The 22671-nt window shown below is 69.5% G+C and carries 24 protein-coding genes; 17 read left to right on the top strand and 7 right to left on the bottom strand.

The genetic code is table 11. From position 1 onward, the window contains the following. Both ABTZ43_RS09095 and ABTZ43_RS09090 read right to left on the bottom strand, forming a co-directional pair. Positions 1-297: NUDIX domain-containing protein (locus ABTZ43_RS09095; protein WP_350538563.1), on the bottom strand; the 297-nt coding region annotated here is incomplete at its 3' end. Continuing rightward, positions 294-1526: an MFS transporter gene (locus ABTZ43_RS09090; protein ID WP_350538565.1), complete on the bottom strand. Its 1233-nt coding sequence runs from the start codon at positions 1524-1526 to the stop codon at positions 294-296. The genes ABTZ43_RS09090 and ABTZ43_RS09095, both read right to left, overlap by 4 nt. Before the next feature lie 107 nt (positions 1527-1633). Here ABTZ43_RS09090 and prfB point away from each other — a divergent pair, with 107 nt between their 5' ends. Then, the gene (prfB, locus tag ABTZ43_RS09085) at positions 1634-2743 is read left to right on the top strand and encodes a peptide chain release factor 2 (RefSeq protein WP_350538562.1); all 1110 of its coding nucleotides are present in this window, start codon (positions 1634-1636) and stop codon (positions 2741-2743) included. 99 nt (positions 2744-2842) lie between these two features. On the opposite strand, the gene ABTZ43_RS09080 is transcribed toward prfB, so the two are convergent. After that, positions 2843-4420, bottom strand: coding sequence for a DUF2510 domain-containing protein (locus tag ABTZ43_RS09080; RefSeq protein WP_350538561.1), 1578 nt, complete (start codon positions 4418-4420; stop codon positions 2843-2845). 137 nt (positions 4421-4557) lie between these two features. Here ABTZ43_RS09080 and ftsE point away from each other — a divergent pair, with 137 nt between their 5' ends. From ftsE to smpB, 3 genes are all read left to right on the top strand, one after another. Next, positions 4558-5619 (top strand): cell division ATP-binding protein FtsE, encoded by a 1062-nt coding sequence (gene ftsE, locus ABTZ43_RS09075; protein WP_350538559.1) that lies wholly within the window; start codon positions 4558-4560, stop codon positions 5617-5619. Then, positions 5616-6530: a permease-like cell division protein FtsX gene (gene ftsX / locus ABTZ43_RS09070; RefSeq protein WP_056421072.1), complete on the top strand. Its 915-nt coding sequence runs from the start codon at positions 5616-5618 to the stop codon at positions 6528-6530. Before ftsE ends, ftsX begins: the two co-directional genes overlap by 4 nt. Positions 6531-6616: 86 nt before the next feature. Next, entirely contained in the window at positions 6617-7093 is a 477-nt protein-coding gene (gene smpB, locus ABTZ43_RS09065) for an SsrA-binding protein SmpB (RefSeq protein ID WP_350538558.1), read from the top strand. Here the strand turns inward: smpB and ABTZ43_RS09060 are convergent, their stop codons facing one another. Together ABTZ43_RS09060 and lexA are read right to left on the bottom strand one after the other, a co-directional pair. Beyond that, a complete protein-coding gene (locus ABTZ43_RS09060; RefSeq protein WP_350538557.1) occupies positions 7094-8959 on the bottom strand; it encodes a S9 family peptidase in 1866 nt (621 codons plus the stop codon). A gap of 35 nt (positions 8960-8994) precedes the next feature. After that, positions 8995-9681, bottom strand: a complete 687-nt coding sequence (gene lexA, locus ABTZ43_RS09055) for a transcriptional repressor LexA (protein ID WP_056421078.1) — start codon at positions 9679-9681, stop codon at positions 8995-8997. Between the two features lie 281 nt (positions 9682-9962). Here lexA and ABTZ43_RS09050 point away from each other — a divergent pair, with 281 nt between their 5' ends. The 4 genes from ABTZ43_RS09050 to hisH all read left to right on the top strand — a co-directional run bounded on the left by ABTZ43_RS09050 (position 9963) and on the right by hisH (position 12739). Next, entirely contained in the window at positions 9963-10325 is a 363-nt protein-coding gene (locus tag ABTZ43_RS09050) for a LysM peptidoglycan-binding domain-containing protein (protein WP_056421080.1), read from the top strand. 67 nt (positions 10326-10392) lie between these two features. Continuing rightward, positions 10393-11487, top strand: coding sequence for a histidinol-phosphate transaminase (locus ABTZ43_RS09045; protein ID WP_350538555.1), 1095 nt, complete (start codon positions 10393-10395; stop codon positions 11485-11487). Next, a complete protein-coding gene (hisB, locus tag ABTZ43_RS09040) occupies positions 11484-12101 on the top strand; it encodes an imidazoleglycerol-phosphate dehydratase HisB (protein ID WP_056421084.1) in 618 nt (205 codons plus the stop codon). The genes ABTZ43_RS09045 and hisB overlap by 4 nt, the downstream gene beginning before the upstream one ends. Then, the gene (gene hisH / locus ABTZ43_RS09035; RefSeq protein ID WP_056421087.1) at positions 12098-12739 is read left to right on the top strand and encodes an imidazole glycerol phosphate synthase subunit HisH; all 642 of its coding nucleotides are present in this window, start codon (positions 12098-12100) and stop codon (positions 12737-12739) included. The genes hisB and hisH overlap by 4 nt, the downstream gene beginning before the upstream one ends. Positions 12740-12812: 73 nt before the next feature. Here the strand turns inward: hisH and ABTZ43_RS09030 are convergent, their stop codons facing one another. Beyond that, positions 12813-14507, bottom strand: a complete 1695-nt coding sequence (locus ABTZ43_RS09030; protein WP_350538554.1) for an AAA family ATPase — start codon at positions 14505-14507, stop codon at positions 12813-12815. Positions 14508-14661: 154 nt separating this feature from the next. Between ABTZ43_RS09030 and priA the strand changes: the two genes are divergently transcribed. Both priA and ABTZ43_RS09020 read left to right on the top strand, forming a co-directional pair. Then, positions 14662-15411 carry a bifunctional 1-(5-phosphoribosyl)-5-((5-phosphoribosylamino)methylideneamino)imidazole-4-carboxamide isomerase/phosphoribosylanthranilate isomerase PriA gene (gene priA / locus ABTZ43_RS09025; RefSeq protein WP_350538553.1) on the top strand — a complete coding sequence of 250 codons (750 nt, stop codon included), beginning with the start codon at positions 14662-14664 and terminating at the stop codon, positions 15409-15411. Next, on the top strand, positions 15392-16201 hold the full coding sequence (locus ABTZ43_RS09020; protein ID WP_253386411.1) for an SseB family protein: 810 nt from the start codon (positions 15392-15394) through the stop codon (positions 16199-16201). Before priA ends, ABTZ43_RS09020 begins: the two co-directional genes overlap by 20 nt. 165 nt (positions 16202-16366) lie before the next feature. On the opposite strand, the gene ABTZ43_RS09015 is transcribed toward ABTZ43_RS09020, so the two are convergent. After that, positions 16367-16765 (bottom strand): DUF1844 domain-containing protein, encoded by a 399-nt coding sequence (locus tag ABTZ43_RS09015; RefSeq protein WP_045252679.1) that lies wholly within the window; start codon positions 16763-16765, stop codon positions 16367-16369. A 231-nt stretch (positions 16766-16996) separates the two neighbouring features. Between ABTZ43_RS09015 and infC the strand changes: the two genes are divergently transcribed. The 7 genes from infC (at position 16997) to ABTZ43_RS08980 (ending at position 22417) form a co-directional block, all read left to right on the top strand. Continuing rightward, positions 16997-17647 (top strand): translation initiation factor IF-3, encoded by a 651-nt coding sequence (gene infC / locus ABTZ43_RS09010; protein WP_350538564.1) that lies wholly within the window; start codon positions 16997-16999, stop codon positions 17645-17647. 72 nt (positions 17648-17719) lie between these two features. Further along, positions 17720-17914, top strand: coding sequence for a 50S ribosomal protein L35 (rpmI, locus tag ABTZ43_RS09005; RefSeq protein WP_017828564.1), 195 nt, complete (start codon positions 17720-17722; stop codon positions 17912-17914). A 32-nt stretch (positions 17915-17946) separates the two neighbouring features. Beyond that, entirely contained in the window at positions 17947-18333 is a 387-nt protein-coding gene (rplT, locus tag ABTZ43_RS09000; RefSeq protein ID WP_045252681.1) for a 50S ribosomal protein L20, read from the top strand. A gap of 101 nt (positions 18334-18434) precedes the next feature. Next, positions 18435-19247: a TrmH family RNA methyltransferase gene (locus tag ABTZ43_RS08995; RefSeq protein WP_253386410.1), complete on the top strand. Its 813-nt coding sequence runs from the start codon at positions 18435-18437 to the stop codon at positions 19245-19247. A gap of 129 nt (positions 19248-19376) precedes the next feature. Further along, positions 19377-20045, top strand: coding sequence for a response regulator transcription factor (locus ABTZ43_RS08990; RefSeq protein ID WP_056421106.1), 669 nt, complete (start codon positions 19377-19379; stop codon positions 20043-20045). 6 nt (positions 20046-20051) lie between these two features. Next, entirely contained in the window at positions 20052-21428 is a 1377-nt protein-coding gene (locus ABTZ43_RS08985; protein WP_350538552.1) for a sensor histidine kinase, read from the top strand. Continuing rightward, positions 21425-22417 (top strand): TAXI family TRAP transporter solute-binding subunit, encoded by a 993-nt coding sequence (locus tag ABTZ43_RS08980; RefSeq protein ID WP_350538551.1) that lies wholly within the window; start codon positions 21425-21427, stop codon positions 22415-22417. Before ABTZ43_RS08985 ends, ABTZ43_RS08980 begins: the two co-directional genes overlap by 4 nt. Positions 22418-22671: the final 254 nt, after the last annotated feature.

Raw genomic sequence — 22671 nt, 5'->3', positions numbered from 1 at the left:
CTCCTCCCGCAGCTCGCGCAGCGCGGCATCCGTGATCGATGCGTCGCCTCGCTCGAGATGGCCGCCGGGCTGCACCCAGAACCGCCCCTTGCGGTGGAACACGAGCAGCGTGCGCGTGAGCGTCGGGTCGAAGGCGAACGCGGAGGCCGTCGCGTGACGCGGGCCATCGTCGCGCGACACCGGCCCGTCATCGTCGGCGAAGAACGTCGCGAAGTCCTCTCGGGCAGCGCGCTCCCGCTCGGACGACACGGCTGCGCCGTCCACCAGGCGACGCACGTCGGCACCCAGCACGCTCACGAGCGCTCCTCCTTCGCGCGCGGCACGAATCGGGGGATCCAGCGGATGAACCCACCGGCGCCGACCAGTCCGATCACGCCGACGACGGCAGCCGCGATCGGCAGCGAGGCGAGCGCGGTGACCGCCGAGACCATGAGAGGCGCGACCGCGCCTCCGGCATCCGTCAGAGTGCGCCACGACCCGAGGAACGCGGCCGGCTCGCTCTTCGGTGCGACATCGGCCCCGAGGGTCAGCAGAATGCCGCTGGAGAGCCCGTTGCCCACCCCGAGCACCGCGGCGAACATGCCGAACCACAGCACGGACGAGTCGAGATCGTGAGTCAGCGACAGCGCGAGGAACCCCGAGCCCATCAACACCATCGCGGGCATGGCCGCCCACAGCCTGCCGAAGCGGTCCATCACCTGGCCGCTCGCGTAGAAGAGGGCGAAGTCGATGGCGCCCGAGATGCCGACGACCAGCGCGATGGTCGAGGCGTCGAGTCCGAGGGAGAGACCCCACAGCGGCAGCACGACCTGTCGTGCGGACCGGACGGCCGACAGCGACGCCGCCGCGAGTCCGAGACGCCCGAGCACACTGCGCTGCTGCCACATCGTGCGGAAGATCCCCGCCCGCTCCGCCGTGGGGATCGCCCCGCTCACGGCCTCGCCGGAGTCCGACGCGAGGGGAGCGGTGCGCAGAGCGGTCGTCACCGGGATCGTCTTCTCGGGATCCGGGCCGAGCAGCACGAGCAGCACCATGACGACGAGACACCCGAGGAAGAACCAGATCGCGGCGGACTCGGCACCGAACAGCTGCAGCAGCCCGGCCGCGACGAACGGGCCGATGAAGACGCCGAGTCGGAAGCTCCCGCCGAGCAGCGACAGAGCCCGCGCGCGGAACGCGATCGGCACGCGGGTCGTCATGAATGCGTGCCGTGCGAGGCCGAACGCCGCGGCGCAGAAACCGAGAAGGAAGACGGATGCCGCCAGCACGCCGAGCGAGGGAGCGAAGACCATGCCCACGCCCGAGCCGATCGCGATCACTCCCGCGATGACCATCGTCAACCGCTCTCCGATGCGCGACACCGCCCATCCTGCAGGCAGATTGCCGCACAGCTGTCCCACCACGAGCGCCGAGGCGACCAGCGCGGCGAACGCGACATCCGCCCCCATGCGCGAGGCGATCACGGGGATCAGCGGGATCACCGCCCCCTCACCGAGGGAGAAGAGCACCGTGGGGAGGTACACCATCGGCCCGAATCGTCTCAGAACCGTCGATGCGCTGCTCACTCGTTTCACGCTACTCCCGTTCGACGCCGTCCCCGCCTGCGCAGGCGGCACGTTAGGCTGGTCCCGACATGCTCGAACTCGATCTCTCCGCCGACATCCAGGCCCTGCGACTCACCTACGGTGACATTCGCGAGGTCCTCGACGTCGAGGCCATCCGCTCCGACATCGCCCGCCTCAGTGAGGAGGCCGGTGCGCCGGACCTCTGGGACGACCCCGAACGCGCACAGAAGGTGACCAGTGCGCTGAGCCACCGGCAGTCCGCGCTCGCCAGGGTCGAGGGGATCGGCCAGCGGCTCGACGACCTCGAGGTGCTGGTCGGACTCGCGAACGAGATGGGCGACGAGGAGTCGGCCATCGAGGCGCGCGCCGAGCTCAGCGCTCTCACCGAGATGATCAACCAGCTCGAGGTCCAGACGCTCATGGACGGCGAGTATGACGAGCGATCGGCGATCATCACGATCCGCTCCGGCGCCGGCGGCGATGACGCCACCGACTTCGCCGAGATGCTCATGCGCATGTACCTGCGCTGGGCCGAGCGCCACAAGTACCCCGTCAAGGTCATGGACACCTCGTACGCCGAGGGCGCGGGCATCAAGTCGGCGACGTTCGAGATCGACGCGCCGTACGCGTTCGGCACGGTGTCGGTCGAAGCCGGCACGCACCGTCTCGCGCGCATCAGCCCCTTCGGCTCCGCCGACAAGCGGCAGACGTCGTTCGCGGCGGTCGAGGTCATCCCGCTCATGGAGGAGGCGACCGAGGTCGACATCCCCGAGAGCGACATCCGCGTCGACGTGTTCCGCTCATCGGGCCCCGGCGGTCAGTCCGTCAACACCACCGACTCCGCTGTGCGACTCACACACCTTCCGACCGGCATCGTCGTCTCGATGCAGAACGAGAAGTCGCAGATCCAGAACCGTGCGGCCGCGATGCGCGTGCTCCAGACGAGGCTCCTGCTGCAGCAGAAGGAGCAGGAGGCTGCGAAGAAGAAGGAACTCGCCGGCACCATCACGGCCAGCTGGGGCGACCAGATGCGCTCGTACTTCCTCTACGGCCAGCAGCTCGTCAAGGATCTGCGCACCGGACACGAGTCGGGCAACCCCGCCGCCGTGTTCGACGGCGACCTCGACGGGTTCATCTCGGCCGGAATTCGCTGGCGCAAGCGCAAGGACGAAGACTGACCACTCCCGGCGACGAGGACTGACCTCGTCCGGCACGGAGTCCCGCATACACGAGACGCCCGGCGATCACGATGATCGCCGGGCGTCGTCGTATGTCGGTCAGCCCTCGGACGGGGTGAACGCGATGCTCGCGACGTCCTGCAGCAGTTCGTCGGTGAAGGTGATCCGGTACGCGGTGCTCTTGGCGACGTCGAAGGTGATCTTGCCGGATACGGTGTCGCCTTCAGCGAGCTCCTCTGCCACGATGCCGTCGACGTAGTAGTCGTACGTGCCCTCGGTACCCTCGGCGGTCGTGAGTGCGAAGTAGAACGGGTTGACGTAGCTCGTGCCTGATACGCCCGTGAAGGTCACGTCGAGGATCACGTACCCGCCGTTGGTCGAGGGGATGCTCGAACCGTCGTCGGTCGCCCAGGTCGCCGAATTGACCGTGACCTCGCTCGTGCCCGACATCTGCGTGATCGTGAGGGGAGACCCGATCTCGCCCTGGACCACGTCGGTGGGGCCGGTGCCTCCATCGGTGCCGGGATCCGTACCCTCGTCCGTGCCGGGGTCGGAGTCACTCGAGGGCGGTGCGGTCGGCAGGTCGCGCACGACCTGAGCGACGCTCGACGTCACGAACACGATGGCCACGACGACCGCGAGGATCGTGCCGACGACCGACAGGATGAGACCGGCGATGCCCGGCCACTTCTTGCCCTTGAGGAAGATCGAGATCAGCGACACGATGAAGCCGGCGGCCAGCAGGATCCAGCCGAAGACGAAGGTCGCCGGGATGCAGGAGAGGATCGTGCCGAGGCCGGCGATCGCGAGTCCGACGATGCCCACGATGGAGAGGCGCGGCGGTTCGACGGGAGCAGGGCTGCCGTACGGGGCCGGGTAGCCGCCGCCTGCGCCGTATGCCTGGCCGGGCGGAGCGTACGCGGATGCGCCGGGGTACCCGGGCGTCGTCTGGGCGTAGCCGGGGGTTGTCTGGGGGTATCCGGGTGCGCTCTGGTACTGCTGCGGCTGTTCGGGAGCGGCCGCTCCCGGGTAGGAGGCTCCGGCGCCCGGGTACGAGGGGGCGGGGTGTCCGTAGGGCGACCCCGTGTCGCTCAGGGGAGTGGTGGCAGCGGTGGCGCCCGGAGCGGCGAAGCCCTGGTCCGGCCACTGGGGCGCGTTCTCACTCGGGGCCTCGACGCCGTTGTCGGCGGCGTTGTCGCTGGTGTCGGTGTCGGTAGCGGCGGCGTCGGTGGGCGGCCACGTCGCGGCCGGCTCGCCCGCGTCGGATCCGTACGCGGGGGATGCATACGCGGAGCCTGCATCGGCGGACGCGGAGCTGGCATCGGCAGAGCTAGCCGTGTCGGCGTCAGCGCCATCGTTCGGGGCCGGAGTGTTCCAGGACTGGCTCTCGACGGCGGCCACCGAGCCGATCGCGTCTGCGGTCTCGGCGGCGGCAGCATCATGCGGAGCCTCGTCGCGCGCGGCCGCAGCGGTCTCGACGGCTCCGGCGTCGGTACCGGTGACATCGGTACCGGTGACATCGCCACCGGTGACATCCGTTCCGGTCGTGTCGCTTCCGCTCGTGTCAGCGGCGGGCGCTTCGGCGGCCAGGGGAGCGAAGTGCTCGGTCCACTGCGTCCCGTCCCACCAGCGCTGTCGGCCGGATCCGTCGTCGTACCAGCCAGCAGGCGTCGTCATGGTTCCCCCTCGGAGTCGCGTCCACGCGGACGGCATGGATCAGCATCTTCATGTATAGCAGTGCCCGTCGACACTCCGGGGTCGAGCGGGGTGTCGCTCGCGGACTCGATGGACAGCGCGCTTAGGCTCGAAACGCCATGATTCGGTTCGAGAACGTCACGAAGCGCTATCGCGGGACCCTGCGTCCCGCGCTGTCCGAGGTCGACTTCGAAGTCCAACGCGGGGAGTTCGTCTTCCTCGTCGGAGCATCGGGTTCGGGCAAGTCCTCCTGTCTGCGGCTCATCCTGCGCGAAGACGTGCCGACGACCGGCCGCGTCGCCGTGCTCGGGCGCGATCTGAGATCGCTCGCCAACCGCAAGGTCCCCTACTTCCGCCGCCACATCGGATCCGTGTTCCAGGACTTCCGGCTGCTGCCGTCGAAGACCGTCTATCAGAACGTCGCGTTCACGCTCCAGGTGACCGGCTCCTCGAGAGGCTTCATCCAGCAGGCCGTGCCCGAGGCGCTCGCACTGGTGGGACTCGACGGCAAGCAGAAGCGGATGCCGCATGAGCTCTCCGGCGGTGAGCAGCAGCGCGTCGCGATCGCGAGGGCGCTCGTCAACCGCCCACAGGTGCTGCTCGCCGACGAGCCGACCGGAAACCTCGACCCCGCCACGTCGGTCGACATCATGCAGCTGCTCGCGCGTATCAACGCGGGAGGCACGACCGTGCTCATGGCCACGCACGAGGCGGCGTTCGTCGATCAGATGCAGCGCCGGGTCATCGAGCTCCGCGACGGAGTGATGGTCAGGGACGAGGTGCACGGCGGATACGGCGATACCTCGAACATCCCGCGGCTCGTGCCCGAGGAGGTGCGCGGGGCGGCAGCGGCTGCCGCACTCACCGCGGTGCAAGAGGTCCAGCGGCAGACGGCTGACCTCTCCGTCGTGCGTGCGGCCCTCAGCGAGGAGCTCAGCGCTCAGCGACGCGCCGCGGCGACGTCGTCGGACGCCGTGCCGAGCGCCTCGGAGACGCCCGAGGCCCAGGCCGCCCCCTCCGATGCGCCCGTACCGGAGGACACGACGCTCCAGGTGCCGGCCGCGGTGGGCTCGCGCACGCATCCGATCGTGCTGCCCGCCGTGGACGTCGCAGAACTCGGAGTCGCCGATCGCCTCGGCCTGTCCGACGACGGCGCAGATGAAGTGGGGCCGACCTCATGAGAATCGGACTGATCCTCGCCGAGGCCCTCGGTGGCCTTCGTCGCAACATCTCGATGGTGATCTCGGTGGTGCTCGTCACCTTCGTCTCGCTCACGTTCGTCGGCGCGGCGATCCTCATGCAGGGCCAGATCGGCACCATGCGGGGGTACTGGACGGAGCGGGCCCAGGTCGCGGTCTACATGTGCTCGGACATCTCCGAGAAGGACACCTGCGTCGACGGCGGGGCCTCCGAGGAGCAGGTCGACGCGGTGCGCGCGCAACTCGAGGGCGAAGCGCTGTCCCCGCTCATCAGCGAGGTGACGTTCGACTCGAAGGAAGACACCTACGCCAAGCTCGTGGATCAGCTCGGCGAGGACCAGGCCAGCGTCATCACGCCCGACCAGGCCTTCGAGGTCTTCTTCGTCACCATGAAAGACCCGGGGCAGTCGCAGGTGATCGCGGAGGCGTTCAACGGCGTCGCCGGTGTGGAGCAGGTGCAGGACCAGCTGCAGTACCTGGAGCCGCTGTTCTCGGCGCTCACGGTCGCCACCTACATCGCGGTGGGCATAGCCGTGCTCATGCTCATCGCGGCGATCCTGCTGATCGGCACGACCATCAGGCTGTCCGCCTATGCCAGACGCAAGGAGATCGGCATCATGCGCCTCGTGGGCGCGTCGAACCGGTTCATCCAGACACCGTTCGTGCTCGAGGGGGTGTTCGCCGCGTTCCTCGGCTCCGTCCTGGCCAGCGCCGCGGTGGTCGCCGGAGTGCACTTCGGCGTCAACGGCTACCTCCGCGGACGCGTGCCGTTCATCACGACCTGGATCGGGATGCAGGATGCCGCGGTCGTGGTCCCCGTGCTCATCGGCATCGGCGTGCTCCTGGCCGCGCTGTCGGCGGGATTCGCGATCCGCAGATGGCTGCGTACCTGAGCTCGCGGCCGGTATAGACTGACAGGCTGTCGTGTGCCCCGGACGGGGCTCGAGAACCACTGCACGGCACGGATCAGGAGAGAATCATGCCCAGGGAACGCGGGGAGAAGGTCATCGCGACCAATCGTCGCGCACGTCACGACTACGCGATCGAGAAGTCGTACGAGGCGGGGATGGTGCTCACCGGCACCGAGGTCAAGTCGCTGCGTCAGGGACGCGCGAACCTGAGCGACGGCTACGCCTTCGTGAAGGGCAACGAGGTCTTCCTCGACGCCGTGCACATTCCGGAGTACTCGCAGGGGCACTGGACGAACCACGCGTCGAAGCGCGTGCGCAAGCTGCTGCTGCACCGCGAGGAGATCGCGAAGCTCGCCCATGCCGTCTCGGCCGGCGGCTACACGCTGATCCCGCTCAAGCTCTACTTCTCGGACGGACGCGCCAAGGTCGAGATCGCTCTCGCGAAGGGCAAGCGCGAGTACGACAAGCGTCAGACCCTGCGCGAGCGCCAGGACACCCGCGAGGCCGACCGGGCCATGCGGCTGCGCAACCGCGTCGGGGAATGATCAGTCCGCGGCACTGAACCCGAACACGCGCCCGAGGAAGCGCAGTTCGCGCTCGAGTGCGTCGACGATCGTCTCGGACGAGCGGAACCCGTGCCCCTCGCCCGGGTACAGCACGTACTCGTGGTCGACGCCGCGCTCCGCCAGTGCGTCGCGGATGGCCTCGGACTGGGCGGGTGGGACGACGCGGTCGTCTGCCCCCTGCATGAGGAGCACCGGCACGTCGATGCGATCGGCGTGGGTCAGGGGAGACCTCTCGATGTAGAGGTCCTCCGCCTCGGGCAGCGGTCCGACGAGCCCCTCGATGTACGGGGCCTCGAAGTCGTGCGAGTGGGCGCTGAGCATCCGCAGATCGGTCACCCCGTAGCGGCTGATGCCTGCGGCGAAGGTTCCCCCGCGCACGAGCGCCGAGAGCACCGTCCACCCTCCGGCGGAGCTCCCGCGGATCGCGATGCGCGCGGGATCGGCGAGACCCGCATCAGCCAGTCCTCGCGCCGCGGCGATCACGTCGTCGACGTCGACGACGCCCCATCCGCCGTCGAGACGCTCGCGGTAGGCGCGCCCGTAGCCGCTCGATCCGCCGTAGTTCACGTCGAGCACGCCGATCCCGCGGCTCGTGTAGAACGCGATCGCCGAGGACGCAGCTCCCGTCACGTGCGCGGTGGGTCCGCCGTGCACGAGGACGAGATAGGGAGGCAGCTCGCCTTCGGGAGCCGAGACGTCGGGGTGGGAGGGCGGATAGGCGAAGGCGTGCACGGCGCCATGCGCGCCGTCGACCACTATCTGAGATGCCGGCGGCATCCAGGCGCGATCGACAGGCAGGCCGCCCGCGACGGTCGTCACGACGCCGCTGTCCACATCGACGCACCAGACACCGGATGCGGCACGGGAGCTGTCGCCGGTGAGCAGCACACGCGAGCCGCTGACGTCGTCGACGCTGACATGGCCGTCCGCGGGGATGTCCAGGCGCCGCATCCGTCCGTCGTGTTCGACAACGACCACCTCGTCGCGTCCGTCCGTGCGCACGAGCACGATGCGCCCGTCGTCCAACGGCTGATACCAGCGGTTGCCCAGTACCCAGAGGCCGTAGCCCGTGTCGGCGTCGTCCCCCGCGTCGCCGACGGGGACGGGAGCGCCCTCGGGGTCGAGGTGATGCAGGCGCTGACGGTGCAGGGCCCAGCGACCGCTGGGGTCGTCCGCGTACACGAGGGCGTCGTCACCGCCCCACTCCGGCTGCAGCGCGGCCAGGGTCGGAAGCGTCGTGCGTCGTGTTCCGTCGGACACGACGAGCGACGCCTGCTGCCACGGCATCCGCTGACCGGACCATTCGACCCATGCGAGGCGCGTGCCGTCGGGGGAGAGCGCGGGATGCGCGTGGAACGAGGGCCCCTCCGTGATGATCGAGAGTCTCGATGCGTCCTCCGCAGCAGACCCGTCGGTCGGGATCTCGATGATCGCCCGGCGGTGAGGTTCGGATGACAGGTCCTCGCGCACCGCGAACAGCCGCCCCTGCTGCACACGAAGGCCGCCGTGGGCGGGGCCCTGCGGGGTGAGTGGCGCAGGGGCGTCGCCCGGACTCATCCGGTGCACGCGCTGCGTGTCGGCGTCGACGAAGTACAGCGTGCCCGAGGAGTCGGCGGTCCAGGCGCCGCCGCCGTATTCGTGCACGCGGGATCGGGCGCTCCACGGTGCCGGCAGGATCTCTGCGCCTGTGGTGCTGCGCACGGTGCGTCGACCACCCTGGGCGGGGACGCTCTCGCCCCACCAGATCTCGTCGCCGACGAACACGGCGCCGTCGAATCGTGGCGAGGACGCCGCGACGGCCGACGGGGAGAAGGGCGATGGCCAGGTACCGAACGGCGACGACATGGGACGAGCCTACGGCGCGTCCGGGGAGGCCGTCGTCACACGGCGCGGAGCACGGCGACGACCTTGCCGAGCACGACCGACTCGTCGCCGAGGATCGGCTCGAAGGCGGAGTTGCGGGGCAGCAGCCACGTGTGGCCGTCGCGGCGGCGCAGCACCTTGACGGTGGCCTCGCCGTCGAGCATGGCGGCGACGATCTCGCCGTTCTCGGCGCTGTTCTGCGATCGGATGACCACCCAGTCCCCGTCGCAGATGGCGGCGTCGATCATCGATTCGCCCGAGACCTTGAGCATGAACAGATCGCCCTTGCCCACGAGCTGACGGGGCAGGGGGAAGATCTCTTCGACCTGCTGGTCGGCGGTGATCGGGACACCCGCGGCGATCCGCCCCACGAGCGGCACGAGTGCGGCGTCGCCGACGGGTGTGGCGACGTCATCCGGATTCTCGGCACTCGAACCCGGGAGGTCGATGAGGACCTCCATGGCGCGTGTCTTGCCGGGGTCGCGGCGGAGGTAGCCGCTGAGCTCGAGCTGGCCGAGCTGGTGCGTGACGCTCGAGAGCGACTTCAGCCCGACGGCGTCACCGATCTCCCGCATGCTCGGCGGGTAGCCGTAGCGGCTGATCGATGTCTGGATGACCTCGAGGATCGCCATCTGCTTCGGGCTCAGGCTCTTCCGGCGACGCGTGCGGGGGGCGTCGGACTCGGGGGCGGCGATGTCGCTCATGGTGCTCCTCAGGTGTGCGATCCGGCGTCTCAGTTCGAATGTCGGAGGCCCGTGGTGGGGTGTTCGTATCGAAACCGTATCCGAGAATCACCTCGATCTGGAAGATCTGTTCGAGCGTGTCGAGGTATTCACGGCTTGGTTTTTCGAAGAACGCTTGACAGATGTTCGAATTCGAAGATAACTTCGGAACGTAGCTTCGCATTCACGGCTCCCGGCCGAGACGCGAATGCGAACGCTACGCCAACTTCACCGCTCACGCGGTAGATGCAGAGGAGTACGACATGAGCACCATCACCTTCAGCAACGCAGCCATCGTCTCGCCCCGTTCGGCGACGAAGCTCCGGCTGACGGCACGTGGCCGCCGGGTCGTGCTCGCCCTGGCCGCAGTGCCGCTCGCAGTGGGCATCGGATTCGCCGCATTGAGCGGCGGCAGCGCGATGGCCTCGGGCGAGCAGGTCGCCACCGCGTCCTTCGCCTCGGTCACCGTGATGCCGGGAGACACCCTCTGGTCGATCGCCGAGTCGGTGGCACCCGGTGCCGACCCACGCGAGGTCATCGGCGACATCACCCGCCTGAACGCCCTCCGCGGCGGGGCGCTGCAGATCGGCCAGGAGCTGGCGATCCCCGCACAGTACTCGGAGTGAATCGCCGCGGCCCCTCGGTCGCTCATTCACCGTCACCTCGGAGTGAAGCGGTCGTGCGCCGCCTACCATGGGAAGGGTGACTGCATCACTCGACGACCTCCCGCTCCGTGACGATCTCCGAGGGCTCACGCCCTACGGTGCCCCGCAGGCTCCGCTGCCGGTGGCGCTGAACGTGAACGAGAACACGCATCCGATTCCCGACCTCGTGGCGAGCGACATCCTCGACGACATCGCGGTCGCGCTCCGTGACGTCAACCGATACCCGGACCGCGAGTTCACCACACTGCGCGACGGCTTCGCGGACTACCTCGGTCACGGCCTGCAGGCTGAGCAGATCTGGGCCGGAAACGGATCGAACGAAGTGCTGCAGCACATCCTGCAGGCCTTCGGGGGGCCCGGCCGCACGGCGTTCAGCTTCGCGCCGACCTACTCGATGTACCCGCTGATCGCGCAGGGGACCGGTGCCCGCTGGATCGCGGGGACCCGCCAGCCCGACTACACGATCACCCCCGAGGAGGCGGCAGCCCAGGTGGCCGACGCCGACCCGGATGTGATCCTGCTGTGCTCGCCGAACAACCCGACCGGCACCCCGCTCGGGCTCGATGTGATCGAGGCGGTGTATGAGGCGTCCCGGGGCGTCGTGGTGGTCGACGAGGCGTACCAGGAATTCGCCCCACGAGAGGCTCCCTCCGCGCTGACGCTGCTCGAGGGGCGCCCTCGTCTGGCGGTCTCGCGCACCATGAGCAAGGCCTTCGCGTTCGCGGGTGCCCGCGTCGGATATCTCGCCGCCGACCCCGCGTTCATCGATGCGCTGCGGCTCGTGCGCCTTCCGTATCACCTGAGCGCCCTGACGCAGGCCGCTGCCGTCGCGGCATTGCGCAACTCCGAAGTGATGCTCGGCATGGTCGCCGAGATCGTCGAGCAGCGCGACCGCATCTCGGCGACGCTCGAAGCGCTCGGCTACACGCCCCATGAGTCCTGGTCGAACTTCGTCCTGTTCGGCGGCGTCGCGGATCCACACAGGGTGTGGCAGCAGCTGTACGACCGCGGCGTGCTCGTGCGCGATGTCGGCATCCCCGGACACCTGCGTGTCACCGCGGGAACAGAGGCCGAGACCACGGCATTCCTCGATGCCCTCGCCTCGATAGGATCGGACTCATGAGCACCCCTGCCCCGACACCCCGCACCGCGACGCGCGTGCGCAGCACGTCGGAGTCCACCGTCGAGCTCGAGCTGAACCTCGACGGCACCGGATCCAGCCGCATCGACACCTCGGTGCCGTTCTTCGACCACATGCTGACGGCGTTCGCGAAGCACTCGCTCACCGACCTCACGGTCCGCGCCTCCGGTGACACCCAGATCGACGCCCACCACACGGTCGAAGACATCTCGATCGTGCTCGGACAGGCCATCCGCGAAGCTCTCGGCGACAAGTCGGGGATCTCGCGATACGGAGACGCCCTCGTTCCGCTCGATGAGGCTCTCGCCCAGGCTGTGGTCGACATCTCCGGGCGTCCGTACCTCGTGCACACCGGCGAGCCTGTCGGGTTCGAGCACCACCTCATCGGGGGCCACTTCACCGGCTCGCTCGTGCGGCACACGTTCGAGGCGATCGCGTTCAACGCCGGACTGACCGTGCACGTGCGAGTCCTCGGCGGCCGCGACCCGCATCACATCGCCGAGGCCGAGTACAAGGCGTTCGCTCGGGCCTTCCGCCAGGCCAAGGCCCTCGACCCCCTGGTCGACGGGGTGCCGTCGACCAAGGGAGCGCTGTGAGCGGCGCGCCCAGGGTCGCCGTCTTCGACTACGAATCAGGCAACGTCCATTCTGCGGTGAAGGCTCTCGTCGCCGCGGGCGCCGATGCCGTCCTCACGCGCGATCGCAAGGAGGCGACCGAGGCCGACGGTCTGCTCGTCCCCGGCGTGGGGGCGTTCCAGGCCGTCCGTGAGGCGCTCCACGCCCACGGCGGCGATGAGATCATCGATCGGCGTCTGGCCGGCGGACGCCCGGTGCTCGGCATCTGCGTCGGGATGCAGGTGCTCTTCGCTCACGGCGTCGAGCGTGGACACGATGCGGAGGGGCTCGGCGAATGGCCGGGAGCGGTCACCGAGCTCAACGCGCCGGTGCTGCCGCACATGGGATGGAACACGGTCGAGCCCGGCGCCGACTCGGTGCTGTTCCGGGGCATCGAGCAGGAGCGCTTCTACTTCGTGCACTCCTACGCCGCTCAGTCCTGGGAGCTCGACGTGATCCCGCCGTTCCCGCAGCCGGTTCTCACCTGGTCGACGTACGGCGATCCGTTCCTCGCGGCTGTGGAGAACGGCCCGCTCTCCGCGACGCAGTTCCACCCGGAGAAGTCCGGCGAGGCGGGGATCCAGCTGCTCCGCAACTGGGTCGGCAGCCTGCGCGGCTGAGTCGTCCCGCGCTCGACATCCGCCTGTCGCGAGTGTCGCAGAATAGGCGAAGGTCTCGCGTGTCGTGCGTGACTCAGAAGCCTCGCGCGACCGCGGCCGCGGCGGAGAGCCAGGCGCGCTGAGTGGGTGCAGCCAGCGCACGGAGCCGCAGGTGCCCGTCGACCATCTCGCGGTCGAACGGGATGTCGACGACCTCTCGCGCGAGCGAACGGTAGCCGGCGACGACCTCGGAGACGTCCGCAGCGGATGCTTTCGGGTCCGCTTGGCTGACGACGACGACGGACTCGCGCGCGAGCCGGGCCGAGCGTTCGTCGCGGTCCTCCAGGGCTTCGAGCAGGAGCGCGCCGGCCTCGGCGTGGTCGTCCCGAGTGGTGGTGGCGACGACGATCTGGTCGGCGAGATCGATCATCCGCAACCACATCGGGTCGGATTCGTCGTTGCCGGAGTCGATGATGATCAGGCGGTAGAATTTCGCGGCGACCGCATGGATGGCATCGACGTCGGTGGGGCTCAGCCGATTCTCGTGCGCGAGGCGGATCGGCTTCGACCGGAGCACATCGTACTTCTCCTGCGGCTGGTGGTGCACGAAGTGCGCCAGGTCGGCGGACTGCCCCTGTGCGCCGAGCAGCCGCTGCGTCTGCGGCAGCAGTTCGAGCAGGGTCCTGTCGTGCGCGCCGGTCTCGGTGCGCCAGCCGAGCGTGCCGCGGGTCTGGTTGTTGTCCCAGGCGAGCACTCCCGCACCGCCGTACTGGGCGAAGACCGCCGAGAGCAGGACCGTGGCGGGGGTCTTGCCCGCACCGCCCTTGCCATTGACGATCGCGACGGTGCGAGGACCGGGCCAATGCCGACTGACGGCATGCTCGTCATCACGCACCGCGCGTTCGCGCGAATCGGGGCCCAGCGAGAAGCCCACGCGGTTCAGGAGGCCCCGCGCACCCCGACGGGCGGGTTCCTCGCGTCGCTCGTCCTGCAGGAAGGAACGGCGCTCGACACCCTGCTCGCGCTGCTGGCGTCTCGATGAGGAGGACGCGTGCGGTGCGGCCGCGGAATCGGCGGGCGCGGCGCGGGGCGCCGGGGGTGCGGGCGGCGCGACGATGTCGTCCCGGGACGGGATCCTCGCGGGGGCGGGGGCGGGTGCCGGTGTCGGTGCCTCTCGCTGCGCCTGTGCCGGTGCTGGCGCCGGAGTCGGTGCCGGAGTCGGGGAGGGAGCCGAGGTGTCGGCGGAGGACGGCGACACGGATGCCGCCGGAGACACGGATGCCTCCGGAGTTGGAGCCGGAGTCGGTGCGGAGGTTGCGGCCTGTGCCTGTGCCGGTGCCTGTGCCTGTGCCTGTGCCGGTGCCGGTGCCGGAGAGGAGAGCGGCGGTGAGGCCGGAGGTGCGGACGGCACCGGGGGAGTGGGCGGAGTCATCGCCACGGCCGGCGTGGGAGGCACGGACGGCCCGGGTGCGGGCGCGGGCGGAGTCAGCACCGGGGGGAGGGCGATCGCCGGGGTCGGCCGATCGGCGGACCCGGACGCCGGAGCCTGCGCGCGCGACCAGGCCGCGGCTGCGGCCGCCGCTGCTCGCGTCCCCGGCACGGGGGGACGGTCGGATGCGGCTGTGCGCAGGGGGCGCGTCTGCTCGATGTCGTCGGGGAGCGGTGGCACCGCGGAGGGGGCGACGATCTCCTGCGGCTCGTCGGCCGCAGGGGTCGCACCGGTATCGGGCGTCTCGGGGTTGCCGCGCCGCAGGGGGCCGACTCCACGCGCATCCGCATCGCGCACCATGGAACATCTCCTCACCGACCGAACAGGGGCGTGATCGAGGCTACCGCGTGCCGCCTCCGTTCTCTGCCGTCATCGTTTTGGAGCGGGAGGATGCGCGGGATAGTGTCGATTCTCGTGCCGACGAATCGGCCCTCCCATCTCACCTGAGGACGTCATGAACGACTTCGCGCAGTCCCCATCGCTCTCCCTGCTCCCCGCGGTCGATGTCGCCGGAGGCAAGGCCGTCCGTCTCACCCAGGGCGAGGCGGGCACCGAGACCAGCTACGGCGACCCGTTGGACGCCGCAGGCGAGTGGGTCGCGCAGGGCGCCAAGTGGATCCACCTCGTCGACCTCGATGCGGCCTTCGGGCGCGGCACCAACGCTCCGATCCTGCGCAAGGTCATCAAGCAGTTCAAGAACGTCAACGTCGAGCTCTCTGGCGGCATCCGCGATGACGCCACGCTCGAGGCGGCGCTGGAGAGCGGTGCGACGCGCATCAACCTCGGCACCGCGGCCCTGGAGAACCCCGAGTGGGCCGCCGATGTGATCAGCCGCTACGGCGAGGCGATCGCCGTCGGCCTGGACGTCCGCGGCACCACTCTCGCGGCGCGCGGCTGGACGAAGGAGGGCGGCGACCTCTGGGAGGTCCTCGAGCGCCTCGAAGATGCGGGCTGCAGCCGCTACGTCGTCACCGACGTCACGAAGGACGGCACCCTGAAGGGACCGAACCTCGAGCTGCTGCGCGAGGTCACGGCACGCACCCCCAAGCCCGTGGTCGCCTCGGGCGGCATCTCGAACCTCGACGACATCGCCGCTCTTCGCGAACTCGTCCCGCTCGGCGTCGAGGGCGCCATCGTCGGAAAGGCCCTGTACGCGGGAGCGTTCACGCTGGCCGAGGCGCTGGATGTCGCCGGCGACGACTGACGGGCCGAGCGGCCACGGCGACCACGATCACGCGGCCGGTCACGGCGATTCCGCGGGTGTCCCCTGGGAGGGGCGCAGGTTCGAGTCGAACCCGCATACCGCCGACGACGGGTCTGCCGACCCCGCCCTGCTGGCGGCACTGCTGCGGTTCCGCGCCGGTGAGGGCAGTCAGGTCGAGGTCGTCGACGCCTTCCGCAACGCGAGGATCCTGATCCCTCTGATCGCCGAGAAGGGCGACGAGGGCGTCGCGCCCAGCGGTCTCGCCGTCGACAAGACGCAGGAGCTGTCGATCGTGACGGTGGCCGCACCCGACGGACGTCGCGTGCAGCCGGTGTTCTCGTCCGTCGAGGCGATGCGCACGTGGGATGCCACGGCGCGGCCGATCCCGGTCGAGGCCGTGCGTGCGGCGCTTGCGGCCTCGGCCGAGGACACCGACCTCATCGTGCTCGACCCGACGTCGGACACCGAGTTCATCCTCCGCCGCCCCGCGGTCTGGGCTGTGGCACAGGGACACGCCTGGGAGCCGAGCTTCCTGTCGCCCGAGGTGTTCGGGGCGCTGCAGGAAAGCGTCGCGCACGAGCTGGCTGTGATCGACGTCGCGGTCGCGCCCGGTGATCCCGATGCCCGCCTGCGTGGGCCCGAGCTCGTCGTGGTTCTCGAGCTCGTCGACGGCCTCGAGCGCGAGGTCCTCGATGCCGTGCTGTCGCGCCTCGCGCAGCGCTGGGCGGGCGATGACCGCATCGCCGTCCTCGCCGACTCCCTCACCGTCAAGCTGCGCCGCTCGATCTGATCGGGCCCGCGGTCTGATCGGGCCCGCGGTCTGATGCTGCCCGCAGCCCGGTCAGGATGCAGGACCGATGCACGGATGCAGGGACGGATCGAGTGATCCGTCCCTGCATCCGTGCCGTGATCCTGCATCCGTCCCGTCGAACGCCGCGGAGCCCGGAATCAGGACCTAGTTGACCGGCCCGGTCCACTTCTCGCCCGGGCCCTTGCCGATCGGGTCCGGGATGGGGGACGCCTCGCGGAACGCGAGCTGCAGGGAACGCAGACCGTCGCGCAGCGATCGGGCGTGCATGTCGCTGATCTCGGGCGCTCCCGCGGTGATCAGCCCGGCCAGGGCGTTGATCAGCTTGCGCGCCTCGTCGAGGTCGAGCTGAGCGGCCGCGTCGGGGTCGTCGGCGAGGCCCAGCTTGACGGCCGCCGCGCTCATCAGGTGCACGGCCGCAGTGGTGATCACCTCGACCGCGGGGACGTCGGCGATGTCCCGCGTGGCCGAAGACGCCGCCTCCTCTTGCCGTGCCCAGCGCTCTTCGCGCTCGCGTGCAGCCTCGTCCGATGCCTGGTTCGTCACTTCGCCTTGCCTTCTGTTAGACTGTGTCGGGCTCCGGAGCGTCATGCTCCGGCACGAAAGAGGATTCACTTCCCACCCGCGCTTGCCGTTCCAGGCTACCGGGTCTTGCACTCCACCGGATCTCGTCGTCAGACGGAATCCGGCAGATCGGGTGCGGAGCCGGCGTCTGAATGCCGGTGGGTGGGACGATTCTGACTTCGCCCGGGATGCTGACAGCATCCCGGTGGCCGAATCCACTCGTCTAAGGAGTTCCGCATCAGCGATCCCCGCACCAATGAGCGCATCCGCGTCCCCGAGGTCCGCCTCGTCGGCCCCGCGGGTGAGCAGATCGGCGTCGTCCGCATCGAGGCGGCGCTGCGCCTTGCGCAGGAAGCCGACCTCGACCTCGTCGAGGTCGCACCCAACTCGAAGCCGCCCGTGGTCAAGATCATGGACTACGGCAAGTTCAAGTACGAAGCTGCCCAGAAGGAGAAGGAAGCTCGCCGCAACCAGGCGAACACCATCCTGAAGGAGGTGCGCTTCCGTCTGAAGATCGAGGCGCACGACTACACGACTAAGCTCAAGCGCGCCGAGGGGTTCCTCAAGGCCGGAGACAAGGTCAAGGCGATGATCCTCTTCCGCGGTCGCGAGCAGTCGCGCCCCGAGCAGGGCGTGCGTCTGCTCCGCAAGTTCGCGGAGGATGTCGCCGAACTCGGAACGGTCGAGTCCAACCCGACCATCGACGGTCGCAACATGGTCATGATCGTCGCTCCGATGAAGAGCAAGTCCGAGGCCAAGCAGGAGCAGAACGCCGTTCGCGACGCACAGCGCGCCGACAAGAAGCAGGCTGCTCGCGATGCCAAGACCGAGGCGGATGCACCCGCCCAGGCCACCGCGGAGTAACTCCCGCCCCCAGACTCCCGCACCGCGGGTTGACACCGTCGCCTGAGAAGGCGCCATACGAAGGAAGAGAAGATGCCGAAGCAGAAGACCCACTCGGGTGCTAAGAAGCGCTTCAAGATCACCGGCAGCGGCAAGCTGAAGAAGCAGCAGGCCGGGATGCGCCACAACCTCGAGCACAAGTCGAGCCGTCGCACCCGCCGCCTCAACCAGGACCAGGTGCTGTCGAAGGCTGACACCAAGGTCGCCAAGAAGCTTCTCGGTCGCTGAGCGCCCGAACGCACGAATAGGAACACAGGAAAATGGCAAGAGTCAAGCGGGCGGTAAACGCCCACAAGAAGCGTCGGGTCATCCTCGAGCGCGCCTCCGGCTACCGCGGTCAGCGTTCGCGCCTCTACCGCAAGGCCAAAGAGCAGGTCATCCACTCCCTGGTCTACTCGTACCGTGACCGTCGCAAGCGCAAGGGCGACTTCCGTCGTCTGTGGATCCAGCGCATCAACGCTGCGGCCCGTCAGAACGGCATCACGTACAACCGCTTCATCCAGGGCCTCGGCCTCGCGGGTGTCACGGTCGACCGCCGCATGCTCGCCGACCTCGCGGTCAACGACGCAGCGACGTTCACGACCCTGGTCGAGACGGCGAAGAAGGCACTGCCCTCCGACGTCAACGCACCGAAGTCGGCCGCGTAAGCAGCTCTTCACCACAGTGGGCGCTCTCCTTCGGGAGGGCGCCCACTGTCGTTCCCGTCGCCGTGCACGGCAAGGGCGTCGTCGTTCTCTAGACTGAGATCGTGCTGGAGAACCCGCGTTCGCCCCGAGTCCGAGCTGTCGCGAAGCTCACCAAGCGCAGCGCCCGCAGCGAGACCGGCCTGTTCCTCCTCGAGGGGCCGCAGGCCGTGCGCGAGGCGCTGACCTACAGCCCCGAGGCGATCGTCGAGCTGTTCGCGACGCCGGCCGGCTGGGACAAGCATCCCGACATCCGGGCGAAGGCCGCGTCGGCCGACGTCGAGGTCGAGCACGTCACCGAGTACGTCCTGAACGCGATGGCCGACACGGTCACACCGCAGGGACTCGTCGCGGTCGTGCGGCAGACGCCCACTTCGGTGCGCGACATCTTCGCGGCCTCGCCGCGCCTCGTCGCGATCTGCGAGGAGATCAGGGACCCCGGCAACCTCGGCACGATCATCCGAGCCGCAGACGCGGCGGGTGCGGATGCCGTCGTGCTGACCGGCCGTACGGTCGACCCGTACAACCCGAAAGTCGTGCGCGCCACGACAGGATCGCTCTTCCACCTGCCCGTGTCGGTGGGGGCGGAGCTCGAGGACGTCGTCGAGAAGGCTCACGCCGCGGGGCTGCGGGTGCTCGCCGCCGATGTGAAGGGCGATGATCTGCTGCGTGCCCGCGCAGACGGCGTCCTCGCAGAGCCCACGGCCTGGCTGTTCGGAAACGAGGCCAGAGGGCTCGAGGATGAGGCGCTGGCTCAGGCCGATCAGGTGCTGAAGCTCCCGATCTTCGGTCGTGCGGAGTCGCTGAATCTGGCGACTGCGGCCAGTGTCTGCCTGTACGAGAGCGCCTTCGCGCAGCGCGCAGGCTCCGTCGACTGACCTCCGGCGGGCCGACGTCTCCGTACGAAGCCGCATGTCGGCGGCCGGTCGCCGGGTGAGCTGCCGTGTGCGCGCCCGCACGGCTGATAGATTGAGGCCTGCTCGAGCGGAGAAGGGGCCCCGGAGTCGATGCAGATTCTGATCGTGGAGGACGACGACCGTGTCTCGGCCGCCCTCGAGGCCTTTCTCGCACGATCCGGCTACGCCACGGTGCGCGCCTCGGACGGCGCCGCCGCGCTCGAGCTTCTGGGCGCGGACACCGAGGTCGTCCTGCTCGATCTCGGGCTGCCCGACATCGACGGCGTCGATCTGTGTCGCCGTATCCGTGGCCGTTCGGAGGTGCCCATCGTCATCGTGACGGCGCGCAGTCAGGTGGCGGAGCGCATCAGGGGTCTGCGGGCCGGAGCAGACGACTTCGTCGTCAAGCCCTACGACGTGCACGAGCTTCTGGCTCGCATCGAGGCGGTCACCCGGCGGTCGCGCCCGATCCGCCCCGAGTCCGAGGCGGTGGTGCTCCTGCAGGACGGTGCCGTGCAGATCGATCTCGTGGGCAGGCAGGTGCTCATCGACAGCTCCGCGATCGAGCTCACCCGCAAGGAGTTCGACATCGTCGCGGTGCTGGCCAGGTATCCGGGAGTCGCCGTGCCGAAGGAACGGCTGATCCGCGAGGTGTGGAACACCGACTGGCGCGGCTTCGGGCACTCCCTCGAGGTGCACGTGGGTGCGATCCGCCGCAAGTCCGGCGCGCACCGTCTCATCGAGACCGTGCGCGGCGTGGGCTACCGGCTGGCGGGGTGACGGGCGATGCTGCGCCGTCTCGTCGTGGTGTTCCTCGTGCCGCTGCTGGCCGTCCTGCTGCTGCTCGGCAGCGCGACGGCGTGGAGTGCGACCCGTGGCATCCAACAGGCGTTCTATGCCGAGCAGCTCGGTGACCTCGGGTACTTCGCCGCGAGTGCGCGTCAGGCGCTGCGGTCGGGGAGCACCACGGTGATCGATGCGGAGGTGCAGCGTTTCCACGAGGTGTACGGGACGGAGGTGATGGTCTTCGATCTCGCGGGCGGCATCTGGGCGGCCGGGGGAGCGGCCGACCGGGTCCTCGCGGATGACGAGGCCGCGCGCGTGCGTCTCGCGCTCTCCGGCCGTCGCGCAGACGCTCCGGAACCGGTCTTCCCCTGGATGCTCGCCGAGTCGTCCCTCGCCGAGCCGGTGTTCGACGACGGTGATGTGATCGGGGCCGTGATGGTGTCCGCGGATGTCGATGCGCCCCGTACGCAGATCCTTCAGCAGATCCTCCTTCTCAGCATCGTGTCGATCCTCGCTGTCGGGTTGGGCGTGCTCCTGGTTTTCCAGATGGCACGGTGGGTGCTGTCACCGGTCAGGCGCCTCGACGAGGCGATGGTCGCGATCGAGCGCGGGGCGATGGACGCCCGCGTGTCGGAGGACACCGGACCGCCGGAGCTGCGCCGCATGACGCGGGTGTTCAACGGCATGGCGGACGAGATCGAACGGGTGATGACGCGGCAGCAGGAGTTCGCGCTCAACGCCTCGCACGAACTGCGCAACCCGCTGAACGCCCTGCTGCTGCGCGTCGAGCACCTCTCGACCGGACTCGGAGCGGAGTGGCAGGGCGATATCGAGGAGACCCGCGAGGAGGGGCGACGGATGGTCCGGATCCTCGAGACGCTGCTCGCCCTCGCGCGCGGCGGGCGCGCCGACATCGCCGTCTCGGCCGTCGATCTGAGCGTGCTGGCGGCTCGCCGGGCGGACGCCTGGCGGGATGTCGCCGCGCAGCGCGGGGTCCGGATGCAGGCCGGCGCCGAGGCATCCGTGATGAGTGTGACCGATCGCACGATCGTCGAGAGCGCCCTCGACGCGGTGATCGACAACGCGGTGAAGTTCTCGCCCGCCGACTCGGTCGTGGTGGTCGAGGCATCGAGGGAGGGCGATCTGTGCCGGCTCACGGTGCGCGATCACGGTCCTGGCCTCACGATCGCCGAAGCGGCCTCGGCGGCGGACCGGTTCTGGCGCAGCGAGGACAGCGGCGAGACGCCGGGAACGGGATTGGGGCTGGCGATCGCGACCGACCTGCTGGAGTCGATCGGCGGCGCGCTCGCGGTCTCCTCCGCCGACGGCGGTGGCCTCGTCGTGGCCCTCCTCCTGCCGGACGGAGCGGACGGATGAGCGGTGCCCGAGGGCCGCGTGGGCGGAGGGGATCACGGTGGGGGCGGATCACCGCGGCCGTCCTGGTGCTCGTGATGGCCGGTGCGTCGAGCGCCTGCGCCGGGCGGTCGGAGCACTGGGGCACGGCGCGGTATGTGATCGCCGGAGGAGGGTCGAACGGCCTCTACTTCGCGTACGGCAGCGAGCTCGCGACGGAGCTGTCGTCGTCACTGGACGTGCGGATGGAGGCCGCCGAGACCGCGGGATCGGTCGACAACCTCCTCCGTGTGAGCTCGGGTGAGGCGCTCCTAGGATTCGCGCAGGGCGACGCGGCGGCGGATGCCGTCGCCGGAGCCGGTCCGTTCGCCGAGCCGATGCCCGTGCGGGCGGTCGCCCGGCTGTACGACGAGTACCTGCACGTCGTCGTCCGCGCGGACTCGCCGATCGACTCGCTCGACGATCTGGCTGGACGGCGGGTCTCCCTCGGGGCCGAGAACTCCGGAGTCAACGTCATCGCCTCGCGCGTGCTCGACGCCGCCGGCGTGGACGTGGCCACCATCGAGGATCCGGAGCTGGATCTGGGCGAGTCGATCAGCGCGCTGGAGCGCTCGGACATAGACGGGTTCTTCTGGGTCGGCGGCATACCGACCCCCGGGATCGCCCAGCTCGCCGAGACCGCTCCCGTGCGGCTGCTGCCCATCGAGCAGAGCTGGGTCAACACGGTCAATGCGCGCTACTCCGACGCCTACCGTCCTTCCGACTTCCCGATCGGGCTCTACGGGCTCGATGCGTCCCAGCCGACGATGGCGGTCCCGAACTACCTGGTGACGTCGTCCGAGACCCCGGACGGCATGGTGCGCGACGTCCTCGAGGGCCTCTTCGACGCCAGGACCCGCATCGCCCGGAACGTTCCTGCCGCGGCACTCCTGGACCTGAGGCAGGCCATCTTCTCGGGACCCGTGGCCCTGCATCCCGGCGCGATCGCCTATTACCGGAGCCAGCGGGACTGACCCCTCAAGAAATCCTCAAGAAGTCCTCCCACCGAGGGGCCGCTCTGCCACTCTGAGGATCGATCGCGCTCGATTCGACGGAGAATTCAGATGCCACAGTGCCCACGCCCCTCGCAGAGGCGCGCACTCAGCGACCGTCTCGCCCCGTCGCACGATCGCATCCGGCCGGAGGCCTGCCGCCGCGTTCTCCTCGGGGGAGGGGCGCAGCGGCAGGGACGCCTCCGCGGCTCGCGGGGGCGGGCCGCGGGGCGCTC

Source organism: Microbacterium sp. NPDC097977 (assembly GCF_040302605.1).
In the GTDB taxonomy this organism is placed as follows: Bacteria; Actinomycetota; Actinomycetes; order Actinomycetales; family Microbacteriaceae; genus Microbacterium.
This window is presented reverse-complemented; position numbering and strand designations above follow the sequence as displayed.